General features: G+C 72.7%; 13 protein-coding genes. 8 read left to right on the top strand and 5 right to left on the bottom strand.

Annotated features, from left to right (window positions below; all coding sequences use genetic code 11):
- Positions 1-169: 169 nt before the first annotated feature.
- Together ACFYO9_RS12345 and ACFYO9_RS12340 are read right to left on the bottom strand one after the other, a co-directional pair.
- On the bottom strand, positions 170-1,309 hold the full coding sequence (locus tag ACFYO9_RS12345) for an NAD(P)/FAD-dependent oxidoreductase (protein WP_358773374.1): 1,140 nt from the start codon (positions 1,307-1,309) through the stop codon (positions 170-172).
- A 435-nt stretch (positions 1,310-1,744) separates the two neighbouring features.
- A complete protein-coding gene (locus tag ACFYO9_RS12340) occupies positions 1,745-2,608 on the bottom strand; it encodes a (2Fe-2S)-binding protein (protein ID WP_358773375.1) in 864 nt (287 codons plus the stop codon).
- A 135-nt stretch (positions 2,609-2,743) separates the two neighbouring features.
- On the opposite strand from ACFYO9_RS12340, the gene ACFYO9_RS12335 reads away from it, so the two are divergent.
- Together ACFYO9_RS12335 and ACFYO9_RS12330 are read left to right on the top strand one after the other, a co-directional pair.
- Entirely contained in the window at positions 2,744-3,595 is an 852-nt protein-coding gene (locus ACFYO9_RS12335; RefSeq protein ID WP_388666171.1) for a GntR family transcriptional regulator, read from the top strand.
- 148 nt (positions 3,596-3,743) lie between these two features.
- Positions 3,744-4,505, top strand: coding sequence for a glucose 1-dehydrogenase (locus ACFYO9_RS12330; RefSeq protein WP_358773379.1), 762 nt, complete (start codon positions 3,744-3,746; stop codon positions 4,503-4,505).
- 104 nt (positions 4,506-4,609) lie between these two features.
- On the opposite strand, the gene ACFYO9_RS12325 is transcribed toward ACFYO9_RS12330, so the two are convergent.
- Positions 4,610-5,371 carry a hypothetical protein gene (locus tag ACFYO9_RS12325; RefSeq protein ID WP_358773381.1) on the bottom strand — a complete coding sequence of 254 codons (762 nt, stop codon included), beginning with the start codon at positions 5,369-5,371 and terminating at the stop codon, positions 4,610-4,612.
- Positions 5,372-5,557: 186 nt separating this feature from the next.
- Positions 5,558-7,234, bottom strand: coding sequence for a PucR family transcriptional regulator ligand-binding domain-containing protein (locus ACFYO9_RS12320; protein WP_358773383.1), 1,677 nt, complete (start codon positions 7,232-7,234; stop codon positions 5,558-5,560).
- Positions 7,235-7,600: 366 nt separating this feature from the next.
- On the opposite strand from ACFYO9_RS12320, the gene ACFYO9_RS12315 reads away from it, so the two are divergent.
- From ACFYO9_RS12315 to ACFYO9_RS12295, 5 genes are all read left to right on the top strand, one after another.
- Entirely contained in the window at positions 7,601-8,491 is an 891-nt protein-coding gene (locus ACFYO9_RS12315) for a xanthine dehydrogenase family protein subunit M (RefSeq protein ID WP_358773385.1), read from the top strand.
- The gene (locus ACFYO9_RS12310; RefSeq protein WP_355805415.1) at positions 8,491-9,096 is read left to right on the top strand and encodes a (2Fe-2S)-binding protein; all 606 of its coding nucleotides are present in this window, start codon (positions 8,491-8,493) and stop codon (positions 9,094-9,096) included. Before ACFYO9_RS12315 ends, ACFYO9_RS12310 begins: the two co-directional genes overlap by 1 nt.
- A 4-nt stretch (positions 9,097-9,100) precedes the next feature.
- Complete coding sequence (locus ACFYO9_RS12305; protein WP_355805418.1) at positions 9,101-11,482, top strand: molybdopterin cofactor-binding domain-containing protein; 2,382 nt, start codon at positions 9,101-9,103, stop codon at positions 11,480-11,482.
- A 262-nt stretch (positions 11,483-11,744) separates the two neighbouring features.
- Positions 11,745-13,202 (top strand): NCS2 family permease, encoded by a 1,458-nt coding sequence (locus ACFYO9_RS12300; RefSeq protein WP_355805421.1) that lies wholly within the window; start codon positions 11,745-11,747, stop codon positions 13,200-13,202.
- Between the two features lie 45 nt (positions 13,203-13,247).
- Entirely contained in the window at positions 13,248-14,408 is a 1,161-nt protein-coding gene (locus ACFYO9_RS12295) for an XdhC/CoxI family protein (protein ID WP_355805424.1), read from the top strand.
- Positions 14,409-14,485: 77 nt separating this feature from the next.
- Here ACFYO9_RS12295 and ACFYO9_RS12290 read toward each other — a convergent pair whose 3' ends face one another.
- Positions 14,486-14,938, bottom strand: coding sequence for an SRPBCC family protein (locus ACFYO9_RS12290; protein ID WP_358773387.1), 453 nt, complete (start codon positions 14,936-14,938; stop codon positions 14,486-14,488).
- A 237-nt stretch (positions 14,939-15,175) separates the two neighbouring features.
- On the opposite strand from ACFYO9_RS12290, the gene ACFYO9_RS12285 reads away from it, so the two are divergent.
- Complete coding sequence (locus tag ACFYO9_RS12285; RefSeq protein ID WP_358773389.1) at positions 15,176-16,282, top strand: LLM class flavin-dependent oxidoreductase; 1,107 nt, start codon at positions 15,176-15,178, stop codon at positions 16,280-16,282.
- The last annotated feature ends 44 nt before the right edge of the window (positions 16,283-16,326 follow it).

Raw genomic sequence — 16,326 nt, 5'->3', positions numbered from 1 at the left:
ACCCAACCCCGAAGACCCGCAGGGGGTTTCGGGGCAAGAGACAGCCATGGGGGTGCAAGGGAGCGTGCAGGGCGCACTTTTGCTCGAACTCACGGGGGAACGCCGGGCGTTGAGTTCGATTAATCGTGCGCTGCGTGAACCGGGTGCGTGAACCGGCTGCGTGGGCCGGTCAGGACTCCTGCTGCTGTTGCTGGAAGAACGCGGCGATCATGTCCTGGACCGGGCCCTCCCCGGGCTCGGCAGCGGGGCCGTCGGGCCCTCCGAAGGTGGCGGCCTCCGCGCTGCGCGGGAACATGGCCTCCTCGTACGCGGCGAGGGCGGCCTCGACGTCGTCGGGTCGGGCGGCGAGCGCCGCGCCGAGTTCGGCGCCGTCGTGCATGGCGACGTTGGCCCCCTCGCCGTTCGGGATCGACAGGTGGGCGGCGTCCCCGATCAGGGTCACCCCGGGCACCCGCTCCCAGCGGTGCCCGGTCGGCAGGGCGTAGAGGCGGCGCAGGGTGGGCGCGCCGTCGGCGTCGGTGATCAGCGAGACCAGTTCGGGCGCCCAGCCGTCGAACTCGCGGGCGAGCCGCGCGGCGGCCGCGGGGCCGTCGCCGAAGTCGATGTCGTCGAACCAGTCCTCCGGGCGGGTCAGTCCCACGTAGGCGTGCAGGGTGTCGCCCCGCTCCCGGTGGGCGAAGATCTCCCGGTCCGGCGCGAACGCCAGCATCGATCCGCCGCCGACAATCTTCGCGACGGCCGGGCGCCGGGTGTCGGATTCGAACAGGTAGGTCTCGACGACGGACTTGCCGCTGTACGCGGGGGTGGTGGAGGTCAGCAGCGGCCGCACCCGGGACCAGGCGCCGTCCGCGCCGACGAGCAGGCCGGTGGTGACGGTGGCGCCGTCGGCGAAGGTCACCTCGTGGCGCCCGTCGCCGAGACCGCGGGCGCCGGTCACCTTCCGGCCCCACCGGACGGTGCCGGGCGGCAGCGAGTCGAGCAGCAGCTGCCGCAGTTCGCCGCGCAGCACCTCGGGGCGGCCGCCGGTGCCGTCGTCGGCCTCGTCGAGCAGGACGGTCCCGTCCGTGGCGAGGATCCGCATGGCCTGCCGGCCCTCCAGGACGAGTTCGCGGAACCCGCCCATCAAGTCGGCGGCCTGCAAGGCGAGTTGACCGTTGTAGTCGTGGATGTCGAGCATGCCGCCCTGGGCACGCGAGGCGGGGGAGGGCTCCGCCTCGTACACCGCGGCCGGTATGCCGTTGAGGTGCAGGACACGGGCGAGCGTGAGGCCACCAAGTCCGGCGCCGATGATCGTGACGTCATTCGTCATGAGGGCTTCCTTCCTGACCGTGGCCCCCGGGGCGGGCACGTGCCGGGTCACGCCGGGCGCGCCGCGCCGGCGGGCCGGGACGATGCGGGGCCGGATCCGACGGCGTCGCCGCCCGGTTCCGACCTGTTCCAATCTCCCGGGGCCCGGCGACAGATGACCTACAGACCACCGACAGACGGAGGACGACACCGACAGCTGTCCGACAGGGGTGGTCGGCTCCGCGAGGGCGGGCACCTCTGCCGGCCGTTCTCGACGGGGCCCGCGCGCCCTACGGGCGTGGGGCGGCGTGCTCGGGCGGCGGTCGCCGTCACTTCATCGGCGCGCCCCGCGTCGGCGCCCCCCCGCGGACGAGCACAGCGGATCAGACGCGGTCGTCATGGCCGCCCGGCCGGGCCGGCGAGCGGAACCGGCCGGGTGGGGAAGGAACCCGGCGTCTCAGCTCGCCGCCGCGCCCGCGCTCAGGCGCGCCACGCGCTCCTCGTCGCAGGTGCGCGGGCAGGTGACGCACGTGTCGTCGGGGCGCAGCGTGTAGAACATGCAGCAGCTCGCCCGGTCCCGGGTCGGCAGCGCCTCGCCGTCGGGCCCCGTCAGCTCCCGGAAGCCGGCCGTGCCGACGTACGGCTTGGTGGCGCCCGGCAGCAGCCGCTCCAGCTCCGTCACCGCGCGCTCCTCCTCGCCGAAGAGGTGGGCGACGTACCAGAGGCCCTCGACGATCTCGTCCGTGGCGAGGCTCCACAGCGCGCGCGAGCGGCGCCGCATCCGGGGGCCGAACGCGTCGAGGAGTGGCCCGAGGTGCTCGGCGACCGAGGCCCGCACCGCCGCCCGCAGCGCCTCCTCGTCCGGCACCACACGGGCGCCGGGCAGCGCGGCGGCCGGGTCGCCGGGAAGACACGCGAAAGAGTCCGTACGTACCGCCATCCGGCCCAGCGTGCGCTGGAAGGAGACGTCGGCGACCGGGAAGCGGGGGACGCGGCGGTGCAGGAACCAGGGGACCGTGATGAGCAGCGTGGCCGGCCAGGCGTACCGGTGCAGCCCGAAGCTCGCCACCACGTCCGGCCGCGCCTGCGTCCCGTAGTCCTTCAGAACCTGGGCGTTGTCCCAAGCCAGGAACGCGTCGAGGTCGGCCCCGCCCTCCGCGAGCCGGGCGGCGGAGACCCAGCCGCCGCCCTCGGGGGTCCGTTCTCCGGGGGCGAGCTCGGTGACGCGCAGTCCGGAGTACACCTCGGAGAGGCGGGCGTAGGAGTCCGCTACGGCGCTGGGGGCGCCCAGGGCGGGTGCGGCCAAGGTGGAAACGGACATGCGGAGGACCACCGAATCGCGATCGATAGCAGGTTAGCCTTACCTTACCCGAGGTGATCGAGGTTTCAACTCCGGTCGTGGCCGCCTATGGTGCCTGTCGGACCTTTCGAGCAGTCACAGGCAGGAACGGACGTCGTGGAGCAGACCGGAGCACGCGCGGGGGAGCCCTCGGCACCCTCGGCAGGGGAGCCCCTGACGGGGGAGTCCCCGGCAGGCGAGCCCCCGGTGGGCGAGTCTCCGGTAGCTGAGTCCCCGGCGGGTGCGGCGCGCGCCCGGGTGCCGGGACAGGCGACGGGCGAGTCGCGCGGGCGCGGCCCCGCCCGGCCCGAGCGGACGCACGCCGTGCCGGGACCCCGCCGCCCGGTCCGCCGCAGCTCCGTGCGCGGCCAGATCCTCGCCGCCCTGCGGCACGCCCTCGTCGGCGGCGAGCTCGCGCCCGGCGAGGTGTACTCGGCGCCGGCCCTCGCCGAGCGCTTCGGCGTCTCCGCGACCCCCGTACGCGAGGCGATGCAGCAGCTGGCCGTCGAGGGCGCGGTCGAGGTCGTCCCCAACCGCGGCTTCCGGATCACCGAGCGCAGCACGCGCGAGCTGGCGGAGCTGGCCGAGGTGCGGGCCCTCCTTGAGGTGCCGGTGATGCTGCGCCTGGCCCGTACGGTGCCCGCGGAGCGCTGGGCCGCACTGCGGCCGCTCGCCGAGGCCACCGCGACCGCGGCGGCGGGCGGCGACCTCGCGCACTACGCCGAGTCCGACCGCGCCTTCCACGGCGCGGTCCTCTCCCTGTCCGGCAACCAGCAGCTGGTGCAGGTCGCGGACGATCTGCACAGGCGCTCGCAGTGGCCGCTGGTCAGCGGCCTTGTCGCGGGCCGCAGGGCCGACCTCCTCGCGGACGCCGCCGAGCACATGGCCCTCCTCGAAGCCCTCACCGCCCAGGAGCTCGACGTGGTCGCGTCCCTGGTCAAGGAGCACTTCACCGGCTCCGAGAGCTGAACCTCGCAGCAAGGGCCCGTGTCGGAGGTCCCGTTTCGAACCCGCCGTACGGGGTGACACGCGGGGCCCGGGGCCGGCGACACCGCCGGGTGATGCCCCGGTCAGGGCCGAGTGAGGGCCGAGTGAGGCCGACGGAGAGGAGCAGGGCATGTCCATGGAGGGTCGATGCGCGGTGGTGACCGGCGCCGGAAGCGGTCTCGGCCGCGCCATCGCGCGGCGCCTGGCGGCGGACGGTGCGCGCGTCGTGGTGGCGGGCGACAAGGAAGGGCCGCTGGCGCGGACCGTGGAGCTGATCGAGGGCGACGGCGGTGCGGCGGTCGCGGTGCGCTGCGACGTCACCCGCGAGGAGGACGTGGCCGCCCTGGCGCGCCGGGCCGTGGAGCGGTTCGGGCGTCTCGACGTGCTGGTGAACAACGCGGGGATGGAGTTCGCCAAGCGTGTGGAGGACACCACGGTCGCGGAGTGGGACCGGCTGATGGACGTCAACCTCAAGGGTGTCTTCCTCTGCGCCAAGCACGCGCTGCCCGCGATGCGCGACGGCGGGGGCGGCGTCATCGTCAACGTCGCCTCCGAGCTCGCGCTGGTGGGTTCGGAGGCGGTCGCGGCCTACTCGGCGTCCAAGGCGGGGGTCCTCCAGCTGACCCGCGCGCTCGCCGTCGACCACGCGGGCGACGGGGTCCGGGTCAACACCCTCAGCCCCGGCGTGATCCTCACTGACCTGCTGCAGACGGCCCTGGACTCGACGGGCGACGCCGACAAGCGGCGCAGGGAGTTCGAGGAACGCACCCTGCTGGGGCGGCTCGGCACCCCGGAGGAGGCCGCGGAGGCGGCGCTGTTCCTCGCCTCGGACCGCTCCTCGTACATGACCGGCGCCAATCTCGTCCTCGACGGCGGCTGGACCGCCCACTGACGTCTCCCGCCCGGCGAAATCCCGCCGCCGCGCCAACGCCCCGCGGGCGCCCCGGTGACGAACAGGGCGCCCGCGGGCGGGAGCTCGGACCGCGCGGCCAGGAGTCAGACCGCGGCGGCCGGCGGTTGCAGATGGTGGGCGAGCCAGGACGGTACGCCGCCAAGGAGGCGGAAGAGCCGGGTGGCCTCGGCGCGCAGCCGGGTGGCCTCCGGCTCCGTCTCCGCCTCCGCGAGCGCGGCGAGCGCGGGCGCGGTGCCGACCAGGTAGCCGAGCTCCTCGCGGATGCGCAGCGACTCGGCGAAGCCGTGCCGCGCCTCCGCCAACTCGCCGTCGCGCAGGGCGAGTCCGGCCAGATGGCGCCAGGTGAAGGAGAGGAGCAGCGGGTCGGAGTGGGCGGTGGCGCCCGCGTGCGCCCTGCGGTACGCCGCCTTCGCGGACTGCGGCGAGTCGGAGATGTGCTCCGCGATCAGACCCCTGCGGAAGTCCAGGAGCGGGCGTCCCGGAGTGTTGGGGGCGAGCAGCGCGGCCGCCCTGCCGAGCGCCGTACGCGCCTCGTCGGCCCGGTCCCGTACTCCCAACACGGTGGAAGCGTAAGCCAGTTGGCCGCGCTCGCAGGCGGCGGCGCCGCGGTCGTCGTCGTCCTCGGCGATCGCCTCCGCGGTCCGCAGGCCGTCCTCGGCCTCGCCCCAGCCGTCCCCCGTGAACAGGCACCGCTCGACGAGGAGCGCCGTCCTCTGGAGGGCCGCCGCGGCCCCCGGCCGCGGGGCGAGCAGCGCTGCGGCGTCGGTCCAGCAGCCGCGTGAGCGCAGCCGCCATACCGCGGTCTGGAGTGGATCGTGCTCTGCGGTCGTTCCGGTACCAGACATGGCGGTATGCGCCACGTTGCCCTCCCCGAGCACCCCATTGAGCTGTTGAGTCGTGGGCGAATCTCAGCATGGATCGCGGCGCCGGGCCAAGAGGCTGGGTGAAAGAATTCACAAAGGGCGGGCAAGGAAACGAGTCGGGGCCGGCCGGTGTCCTGTCGCCGCCGGCCGGCCCCTCGTCGCATTCCCTCAGCTCATGCGCAGCGCGAGGAAGAAGTCGAGCTTGTCCTCCAGGCGCGAGAGGTCACGGCCCGTCAACTGCTCGATGCGGCCCACCCGGTAGCGCAACGTGTTGACGTGCAGGTGCAGTCGAGCAGCGCAGCGCGTCCACGAACCGTCGCAGTCGAGGAACGCCTCCAGGGTCGGGATGAGCTCCGCGCGGTGCCGCGAGTCGTACTCGCGCAGCGGGTCGAGCAGGCGCGCGGTGAACGCCCGGCGCACGTCGTCCGGGACGAAGGGCAGCAGCAGCACGTGCGAGGCCAGCTCCTGGTGGCCGGCCGCGCAGACCCGGCCGGGGCGCGCCGCGGCGACCCGGCGGGCGTGCCGCGCCTCCTCCAGGGCGCCGCGCAGCCCCTCCGCCGAGTGCACGGACGCGCTGACGCCCAGCGTGAGCCGGCCGTCGCCGTCCAGGCCCGCGGCGAGCGGGTCGTGGACGGAGGCGAGCAGCGCGTCCGCGATCAGGCCCGTGTCCGCGCCGTCGTGCTCGCCGGAGACCGCGGGCAGCGGCACCAGCGCGATGGCCTCGTCGCCGGTGTGCGCGACCGCGATCCGGTCGGAGGGCTCGGGGCCCGCCGAGAGCGGGTCGACGAGGATCTCCTCGAGGAGCGACTGGGCGACCGGGCCGCCGTCGATCTCGCCGCCCTCCCACTCCACCCGGGCCACCACGACCTGCCAGTGCGGTGCCGCGCCGAGGCCGGGCAGCAGCACCGGGGCGGCGACGCGCAGCCGGGCGGCGATCTCCGCGGGCGCCGCGCCCGTCTGCACCAGTTCCAGGACCTCCTGGGCGAGCCGGCGCCGCACGGTGCGGGACGCGTCGCGCCGGTCCCGCTCCACCGCGATCAGCTGCGTCACGCCCTGCAGCAGGTCGAGGCGCTCCTCGGGCCAGTCGCCCGCGTCGGCCTCCACGGCGAGCACCCAGTCGGAGAGCACCGACTCGCGCACGTCGCGCGAGGCGCCGGCTGCTCCGCGCCCACTGGTCCGAATGGGGAACAGTGAGTACGTGACCGAGTCCACCGTCACGCGGTGCGGGCCCCGCCGGCCGGTCCTGACGGCCGCCAGGTGCTCCCCGGCGAGGCGGGCGCAGAGCGGTCCGGGCAGGGCGGTGCCCGCCGTGGCCGACCCGGCGATGACCCGGCCCGCGGGCGAGAGGACCCAGGCCCGCAGGTCCAGGTCGGTGCCGAGCAGGTCGAGGACGACGTCGGGGCCGCCGCCCGCGGGGCCCGAGGTCATCAGGCGGCGGTGCCGGTCGACCACCGCGGCCAGGTCCCCGGCGCGCTCGCCGGAGACCTGCCGCACCACGTGCTCGGTGATGGTCGCGAAGGCCACCGACTCGTTGACCGCGAAGAGCGGCAGCCGGTGCCGGGCGCAGGCCTGCACGATGTCGTCGGGGATGTCGCCGAGCTCGGCCTCGCCGGCGGCCAGCGCCGCGACCCCGGCGCTCGCGAGGATCCGTACGAAGGGTTCGGTGTCCGAGGCGTCGTGGCGCCAGGCGAGGCCGGTGAGGACCAGCTCGCCGCCCGCCAGATAGCGGCTCGGGTCCCGCAGGTCCGTGGTCATCACACCGCGCACGGTGCGATCGAGCTCGTCCTCGCCGCCGAGCAGCCGCAGGCCCAGCGCGTCGGTGTCCAGGAGTGCGCGCAGCCGCATGGTGAGTCGCCCGCCGATCTGTCTCGAATGGTGTGTACAAACATGTGCGCTCTGTAACGCCGGGGCCCTGAGCCGCAGCGTGGCTCCGGGTTTCGGGGGGAACCCGCGAGGCTCCCGGGGCCCGTTCTTCATACGAATCTACAAGACGCGCGGCTTGGCCAGCCAACTCCTTCATGGTTTCGGTGACTGACCCCATCGGACGAGCGAGCGGTGTACTTGCCCCACTCCGCGTTAACAGCACATGAACGAGCAGTCGAGGGACCAACGGCCCGAGTGGCTTGAACGGAATCCCTGATTCGGAATCCCTTAGTACGGATTTTCCGGTCCCTCGAAGCGAAAGACCCTCGACACGAAGAAGAGAGCCTCATGGACTTCCTTCGCCCCGCCAGCTGGGAGGAGGCGCTCGCCGCCAAGGCCGAGCACCCCACGGCTGTGCCGATTGCGGGTGGCACCGACGTGATGGTCGAGATCAACTTCGACCACCGCCGTCCGGAATACCTGCTTGACCTCAACCGCATCGTCGAACTGCGCGAGTGGGAGGTCGGCGAGGAGACGGTCCGGCTCGGTGCCTCCGTGCCGTACACCCAGATCATGGAGGAGCTGCGCACCGAGCTCCCCGGTCTTGCGCTCGCCTCGCACACCGTGGCCTCCCCGCAGATCCGCAACCGCGGCGGCGTCGGCGGCAACCTGGGCACCGCGTCCCCCGCGGGCGACGCCCACCCGGCCCTGCTCGCCGCCGACTGCGAGGTCGAGGTGGAGTCCGTGCGGGGCTCCCGCCTGATCCCGATCGACGACTTCTACACCGGCGTGAAGCGCAACGCGCTCGCAAAGGACGAGCTCATCAAGGCCGTCCACATCAAGAAGGCGGACGGCCCGCAGCAGTACTCCAAGGTCGGCACCCGCAACGCGATGGTCATCGCGGTGTGCGCCTTCGGCATCGCGCTGCACCCCGAGACCCGCACCGTGCGGACCGGCATCGGCTCCGCCGCCCCGACCCCCATCCGGGCGAAGGCGGCCGAGGAGTTCCTGAACGCGGCCCTCGAAGAGGGCGGCTTCTGGGACAGCAAGAAGATCATCACCCCCTCGATCGCCAAGCAGTTCGCGGAGCTCGCCTCCGGTGCCGCCAACCCGATCGACGACGTACGAGGCACGGCGAACTACCGCCGGCACGCCGTCGGGATCATGGCCCGCCGGACGCTCGGCTGGACCTGGGAGTCGTACCGCGGCACGGGCCGCAGCACTGAGGGAGTCGCATAATGCGCGTGAACTTCAAGGTCAACGGCCGTCAGCAGGAAGCCGACGACGTGTGGGAGGGCGAGTCCCTGCTCTACGTGCTGCGCGAGCGCATGGGGCTCCCCGGCTCCAAGAACGCCTGCGAGCAGGGCGAGTGCGGCTCCTGCACCGTCCGTCTGGACGGTGTGCCGGTCTGTTCGTGTCTGGTCGCGGCCGGCCAGGTGGAGGGCCGCGAGGTCACCACCGTCGAGGGCCTCGCCGACTACGCCAAGCACCGTGAGGACGCCCACCCGGGCGGCGGCTGCGCCTCCGGCGCGTGCGGCACCTCGATCCAGGACGCCAAGGCGTGGCAGGCCAACCCGGAGAAGGGCGCCACCGACTCGCAGACCGGCGAGGGCGGCGAGCTCTCCCCGATCCAGCAGGCGTTCATCGACGCCGGCGCCGTCCAGTGCGGCTTCTGCACCCCCGGCCTGCTCGTCGCGGCCGACGAGATGCTGGAGCGCAACCCGCAGCCGTCCGACGCCGACATCCGTGAGGCGCTCTCCGGCAACCTCTGCCGCTGCACCGGTTACGAGAAGATCCTTGACGCGGTCCGCCTCGCGGCCGCGCGCCAGTCCGAGGGGGTCTGACGCCATGGGAACCACAGGTACACCCACCAAGATCACGCAGGGTTCCAAGACCAAGGGCGGCATCGGCGAGTCGACGCTGCGTCCCGACGGCACCCTGAAGGTCACCGGCGAGTTCGCGTACTCCTCGGACATGTGGCACGAGGACATGCTCTGGGGCCACACCCTGCGCTCGACCGTCGCGCACGCCGAGATCGTCTCCATCGACGTCTCGGAGGCGCTCGCGCAGTCCGGCGTCTACGCGGTGATGACCTACGACGACCTGCCGGCCGCGATGAAGAACTACGGCCTGGAGATCCAGGACACCCCGGTCCTCGCCCACAAGAAGGTCCGCCACCACGGCGAGCCGGTGGCCATCGTGGCCGCCGACCACCCGGAGACCGCGCGCCGCGCCGCCGCCAAGATCAAGATCGAGTACCGCGAGCTGCCGGTCATCACCGACGAGGCGTCGGCGACCGCTCCGGACGCCGTCCTGGTCCACGAGGGCCGCGACGACCACCACATCGGCCATGTGCCGCACCCGAACATCGTGCACCGCCAGCCGATCATCCGCGGCGACGCCGACGAGGCCGCGAAGAAGGCCGACTTCATCGTCAAGGGCGAGTACACCTTCGGCATGCAGGACCAGGCCTTCCTCGGCCCGGAGTCCGGCCTCGCGGTGCCCTCCGAGGACGGCGGCGTCGAGCTGTACGTCGCCACCCAGTGGCTGCACTCGGACCTCGGCCAGATCGCCCCCGTCCTCGGCCTGCCCGAGGAGAAGGTGCGCATGACGCTCTCCGGCGTCGGCGGTGCCTTCGGCGGCCGCGAGGACATCTCGATGCAGATCCACGCCTGCCTCCTGGCGCTGCGCACCGGCAAGCCGGTCAAGATCGTCTACAACCGGTTCGAGTCCTTCTTCGGTCACGTCCACCGCCACCCGGCGAAGCTCTACTACGAGCACGGCGCCACCAAGGACGGCAAGCTCACGCACATGAAGTGCAAGATCGTCCTGGACGGCGGCGCCTACGCGTCGGCCTCCCCGGCGGTCGTGGGCAACGCCTCGTCCCTGTCGGTCGGCCCGTACGTGATCGACGACGTCGACATCGAGGCCATCGCCCTCTACTCGAACAACCCGCCCTGCGGCGCCATGCGCGGCTTCGGCGCGGTCCAGGCGTGCTTCGCCTACGAGGCCCAGATGGACAAGCTCGCCGACAAGGTGGGCATGGACCGGGTCGAGTTCCGCAGGCTCAACGCCATGGAGCAGGGCACGATCATGCCGACCGGGCAGCCGGTCGACTCGCCGGCCCCGGTCGCCGAGATCCTGCGCCGCATCAAGGCCCGCCCGCTGCCGCCCGAGCGCCAGTGGGAGTCCAGCGAGGGCGCCGACGTGCGCCAGCTGCCCGGCGGCCTGTCCAACACCACGCACGGCGAGGGCGTCGTACGCGGTGTGGGCTACGCGGTCGGCATCAAGAACGTCGGCTTCTCCGAGGGCTTCGACGACTACTCCACCGCCAAGGTGCGCATGGAGGTCATCAACGGCGAGCCCGTCGCCACCGTGCACACGGCGATGGCCGAGGTCGGCCAGGGCGGCGTCACCGTCCACGCGCAGATCGCCCGCACCGAGCTGGGCGTCACCCAGGTGACGATCCACCCGGCCGACACCCAGGTGGGCAGCGCGGGCTCGACGTCCGCGTCGCGCCAGACGTACGTCACCGGCGGTGCGGTCAAGAACTCCTGCGAGCTCGTCCGCGAGAAGGTCCTGGAGCTCGGCCGCCGCAAGTTCGGCACGTACCACCCGGCGTGGGCCACCGCCGAACTCCTCCTGGAGGGCGGCAAGGTCGTCACCGACGGCGGCGAGGTCCTCGGCGACCTGGTCGACGTCCTGGAGGGCGAGACGGTCGAGATCGAGGCCGAGTGGCGCCACCGCCCCACCGAGGCCTTCGACCTGCGCACCGGCCAGGGCAACGGCCACGTGCAGTACTCCTTCGCGGCGCACCGCGCGGTCGTGGAGGTCGACACCGAGCTCGGCCTGGTCAAGGTCATCGAACTGGCCTGCGCCCAGGACGTCGGCAAGGCGCTCAACCCGCTGTCCGTGATCGGCCAGATCCAGGGTGGCACCACCCAGGGCCTGGGCGTCGCGGTCATGGAGGAGATCATCGTCGACCCCAAGACCGCCAAGGTCAGGAACCCCTCCTTCACGGACTACCTGATCCCCACCATCCTCGACACCCCGACCATCCCGGTCGACGTGCTCGAACTCGCCGATCCGAACGCGCCGTACGGCCTGCGCGGACTCGGCGAGGCCCCGACCCTGTCGTCCACCCCGGCCGTCCTCGCGGCGATCCGGAACGCGACGGGCCTGGAGCTCAACAAGACGCCGGTACGGCCCGAGCACCTCACCGGAACGTGATCCCGCACTAGGGATCCGATCCCCCCGCTCGGGGATCCGCCCGCTCCGATCCCCCGCTCAGGGATCAGTACAGCTCTCCGAGCGGTGTGTGCCTCCCAGGAACGTCACACTTCCGACGCCCACACCGCTCGGAGCCCCAGCTCCCCCTCTCGTCGAGGGAGACGTCGTTCGTCTCGGGCCGTCCCCCGGGTCGTGCAGCCAACGCACCATCCCAAATCCCGCAATCCAGCGGGTGCCCCTGTGAACCTTGGGAGTAGGCACCATGACCCAGTCGTCAGTGGAGCCCAAGACCACCGCAGAGGACGCGGGCCCCGGCTCACGCGTCCCGGCCGGAAGGTCTTGGCTCGACCGGTACTTTCACATATCCCGGCGGGGATCCACGGTCGCGCGCGAGGTGCGCGGCGGTATCACCACCTTCATGGCGATGGCGTACATCGTCCTGCTCAACCCCGTCCTCCTGTCCGGCAAGGACGCGGCGGGCGACACCATGGGCCAGAAGGCCCTGATCACCGCGACGGCGCTCGCCGCGGCGGTCACCACGCTCCTGATGGGGTTCGTCGGCAAGGTGCCCCTGGCGCTCGCCGCCGGGCTCTCCGTGTCCGGCGTGATCTCCTCGCAGGTCGCACCCGAGATGACCTGGCCGCAGGCCATGGGCATGTGCGTCATGTACGGCGCCGTGATCATGCTTCTGGTGGTCACCGGGCTACGCGAGATGATCATGAACGCGATCCCGCTCGCCCTCAAGCACGGCATCACCATGGGCATCGGGCTCTTCATCGCCATCATCGGCCTGGTCAAGGGCGGCTTCGTGCACCCCGGCAAGGCCACCCCGCTCTCGCTCGGCCCCGCCGGTGAACTCTCCGGCTGGCCCGTGCTGCTCTTCGCGGGCACCCTGCTCCTGATCTTCATGCTGCAGGCGCGCAACACCCCGGGCGCGATCCTGATCGGCATCGTCACCGGCACCGTCGTGGCCGTCGCACTCAACGCGTTCGACGTGATCGACCCCAAGCAGTGGGCGAACGGCGCCCCCGAACTGCACGGCAGCGCGGTCTCCTCGCCCGACTTCTCCCTCCTCGGCGACGTCGAGTTCGGCGGCTGGGGCGAGGTCGGCGCGATGACCGTCGGCATGATCGTCTTCACCCTGGTCCTGGCCGGCTTCTTCGACGCGATGGCCACCATCATCGGCGTCGGCACCGAGGCCAACCTCGCCGACGACAAGGGCCGCATGCCCGGCCTGTCGAAGGCGCTGTTCATCGACGGTGCCGGCGGCGCCATCGGCGGCGTGGCGGGCGGCTCCGGCCAGACCGTCTTCGTCGAGTCCGCGACCGGCGTCGGCGAAGGTGCCCGTACGGGCCTCTCCTCGGTGATCACCGGTCTGTTCTTCGCGGCCTGTCTCTTCTTCACGCCGGTCACGGCGATCGTGCCCCAGGAGGTCGCGTCCGCCGCGCTCGTCGTCATCGGAGCGATGATGATGATGAACGCCCGGCACGTCGACTGGGCCGACCGCGCCACCGCCATCCCGGTCTTCCTGACCGTCGTGCTCATGCCCTTCACGTACACCATCACCACCGGTGTCGCGGCGGGCGTCATCTCCTGGGTCGCCATCAAGATCGCCCAGGGCAAGGCCCGCGAGATCGGGGCCTTCATGTGGGGCCTGACGCTCGTCTTCATCATCTATTTCGCGCTCAATCCCATCGAGAGCTGGCTGGGCGTCCACTGAGGCGCCGTGCCCTCCGCACACCCGTAGAGCCTTGAGGAGGCCGTGATGCTGGACATCGCCGACGAGCTGAGCCGGTGGGTCGAGCAAGGACGTGACTTCGCCGTCGCCACCGTGGTGGCGGTCGGCGGGAGCGCACCCCGGCAACCGGGCGCCGCGCTCGCCGTCGACAGCGAGGGCACGGCGATCGGCTCGGTCTCCGGCGGGTGTGTGGAGGGCGCCGTCTACGAACTCTGCCAACAGGCGCTGGAGGACGGCGAGACCGTCCTCGAGACCTTCGGCTACAGCGACGAGGACGCCTTCGCCGTGGGTCTGACCTGCGGCGGCATCATCGACATTCTCGTCACCCCGGTCCGCGCGGACGCCCCGGCCAGGCCGGTGTTCGCCGCCGCCCTGGCCGCCGCGTCCGCGGGGGAGGCGGCGGCGGTCGCGCGGGTCACCTCCGGTCCCGCCGATCTCCTGGGGCGTGCCCTCCTCATCCGCGCGTCGGACGAGGCGGGGACGTACGAGGGCGGCCTCGGCGGCCACCCGGAGCTGGACCGCACGGTGGCGGCGGAGGCCCGCGCCCTGCTCGACGCGGGTCGCACCGCGACCGTGGAGATCGGCGAGGACGGATCGCGGTGCGGTCAGCCGCTGGTCGTGCTCGTCGAGTCGAGCGTCCCGCCGCCCCGCATGATCGTCTTCGGTGCGATCGACTTCGCCTCGGCGCTGGTCCGCATCGGAAAGTTCCTCGGCTACCGCGTGACCGTGTGCGACGCGCGGCCCGTCTTCGCCACGGCGACGCGCTTCCCCGACGCCGACGAGATCGTCGTCGAGTGGCCGCACCGCTACCTGGAGAGCACCGAGGTCGACGGCCGCACCGTGCTGTGCGTGCTGACCCACGACGCCAAGTTCGACGTGCCGCTGCTGCGGCTCGCGCTGCGGCTGCCGGTCGCCTACGTCGGCGCGATGGGTTCGCGCCGCACGCACCAGGACCGCAACCAGCGCCTGCGTGACGTGGGCGTCACGGAACTGGAGCTGACCCGGCTGCGCTCCCCGATCGGCCTCGACCTGGGCGCGCGCACGCCCGAGGAGACGGCCCTGTCCATCGCGGCGGAAATCGTCGCCCACCGACGCGGAGGCAGCGGCGTCTCTCTGACCGGAGCGCATACACCTATCCACCATGACGGATCGCGGTCCCCTTCGGGACGGATCGGGTCGGTGGCCTGAGGCGGTTGGGGGGCGGGATCAGGGGGCCGGCCGGTCCAGCCCGTAGCCCTCGTCCGTTTCCGCGTCAGGCGCGGCCGTCACGTGCGTGGTCCGGTCGCGATGAGGCGGTCCGCTGCGTGGGCGAACATGCGGCGGGCCACCGCCGCAAGGACCCCGTCGCAGAGCGCGGGCAGCCACCGTACGCGGAGGTCCTCGCGCCACACGACGGTGCAGCCCACCCCCGTGGACGCGGGGTAGACCTCGATCTCGGCCCAGCCCGTCACGAACGTCGCCCGCTTCTCCAGGCGGCACCGCCCCGGCGCGGTGCCGTCCGGCGGGCACCACTCCACGACCTCCATCACGTCGTCGAAGCCGACGGGACCGAGCGCGCTGCGCGCGACGAAGACCGTGCCCACGTGGCTGGGCGGGGGAGTACGGACGGCGACGCGGGTCAGCGGGACGACGTCGCCGTGCCGCTCCCAGGTGGTCAGCCGCCACCAGACCTCGTCGGCGGGCAGGGACACGTCTCGGGTGATCTGGAAGATGGCCACGGCGCCGAGCCTGCCAGGTCGGTGCTCGGGCCTGCCAGGTCGGCGCGCGAACGGCCGCCTCCGCCGGGTCCCGGTGACCGTAGCTTTCGGGCCCCGAGGTGTGGGCGCGGGCCGGGGCGGGAAGGCCACGTTCGTCGTCCGCCCACGGACCAGGCCGGCTCGGGCACTGGCACGCCACCGCCGCGCGACGACGATCAGCCGGCTCAACCCCCCTCACCCACCCCGAGGAGAGTCGCCATGCGCACCGGCATCGTCACGGCAGCGGGGCCGGGTGCGGAACGCCTGGCCGTCCGCGCTGAGCAACTCGGCTTCTACAGTTTCTGGGTGTACGACACGCCCATGCTGCATGGCGACCCGTTCGTGACGCTCGCCCTCTGCGCCAAGGCCACCCACCGGATCAGGCTCGGCATCGGAGTCACGTCCCCCGCACTGCGCTCGGCGCCCGCCGCCGCGGCGGCCATCGCCAGCCTCAACGCCCTCGCCCCCGGCCGCATCGTGTGCGGCGTCGGCACCGGCAACACGGCGCGCCGAACGCTCGGCATGCGGCCCACGAGGACGGCGGAACTGGAGTCGTTCACGGCGGCCCTTCGCGATCTCACCGCGGGCCGCGAGGCGGACTACCGCGAGGGCGCCCGGTCGAGCAGGGTGCGCTTCCTGCACACCGGGCCGTACGTGCGTGGCGGGCCGTACGCGGATGTCGGCGGCCCGTACGTGTGCACCGCCGGCCCGTACGTGGACACCGAGGCACCCGTGGAGTTCGTGGTCGCCGCCTTCGGCCCGAAGGCCGCCGGAGTCGCCGGCCGGCTCGGCGCGGGGCTGATCTCCTTCGGTCTGCACGACCCCGCGGCCTGGTCCGCCCTCGACCGGGCCCGGCGGGCGGAGGCACGGGACGCGGACGGCGCCGGGAAGCCCCCCTCGTACCTCATGACGTCCCTGCATGTCCTCGCCGACGGCGAGGCCCGCTACGGCGACCGGGCCAAGGACGCGACGGGGCACATCGCGCTGAGCGCCCTGATACTCGCGGCGGAGACCCCCGCCCTCCGCGCGGCCCTCCCACCGGACGAGGCCGCCGCGGTCGACCGCCTGCTCCGACTGCGCGGCACCACTCCCGCCGACCCCAGGTTCCACCAGGCGCTCTACCGCAACTACTTGGGCCGACTGGCCCCCGAGGACCGCGACCTCGTCGTGCCGTCCCTGGTGGACAGGTTCGGCCTGGTCGGCACCAGGGGCGAACTCGCCGCGCGCATCGGTCATTTGGAGAAGTCGGGGGTCGACGAGCTGATCATCCAGCCGGTCGTGGACCCGGATGCCGAGATGGCCGAGTTCGCGGGTCTGCTCGCCTGACGCATCGAGGCGCGCGGCCACGGGGGCGGGGTCCCGTGACGGCA

Origin of the sequence: Streptomyces sp. NPDC005863, from assembly GCF_042871345.1 — a bacterium.
Taxonomy (GTDB): Bacteria; Actinomycetota; Actinomycetes; order Streptomycetales; family Streptomycetaceae; genus Streptomyces.
The sequence above is the reverse complement of the archived record's forward strand: the minus strand, read 5'-3'. Positions and strand labels throughout refer to the sequence as shown.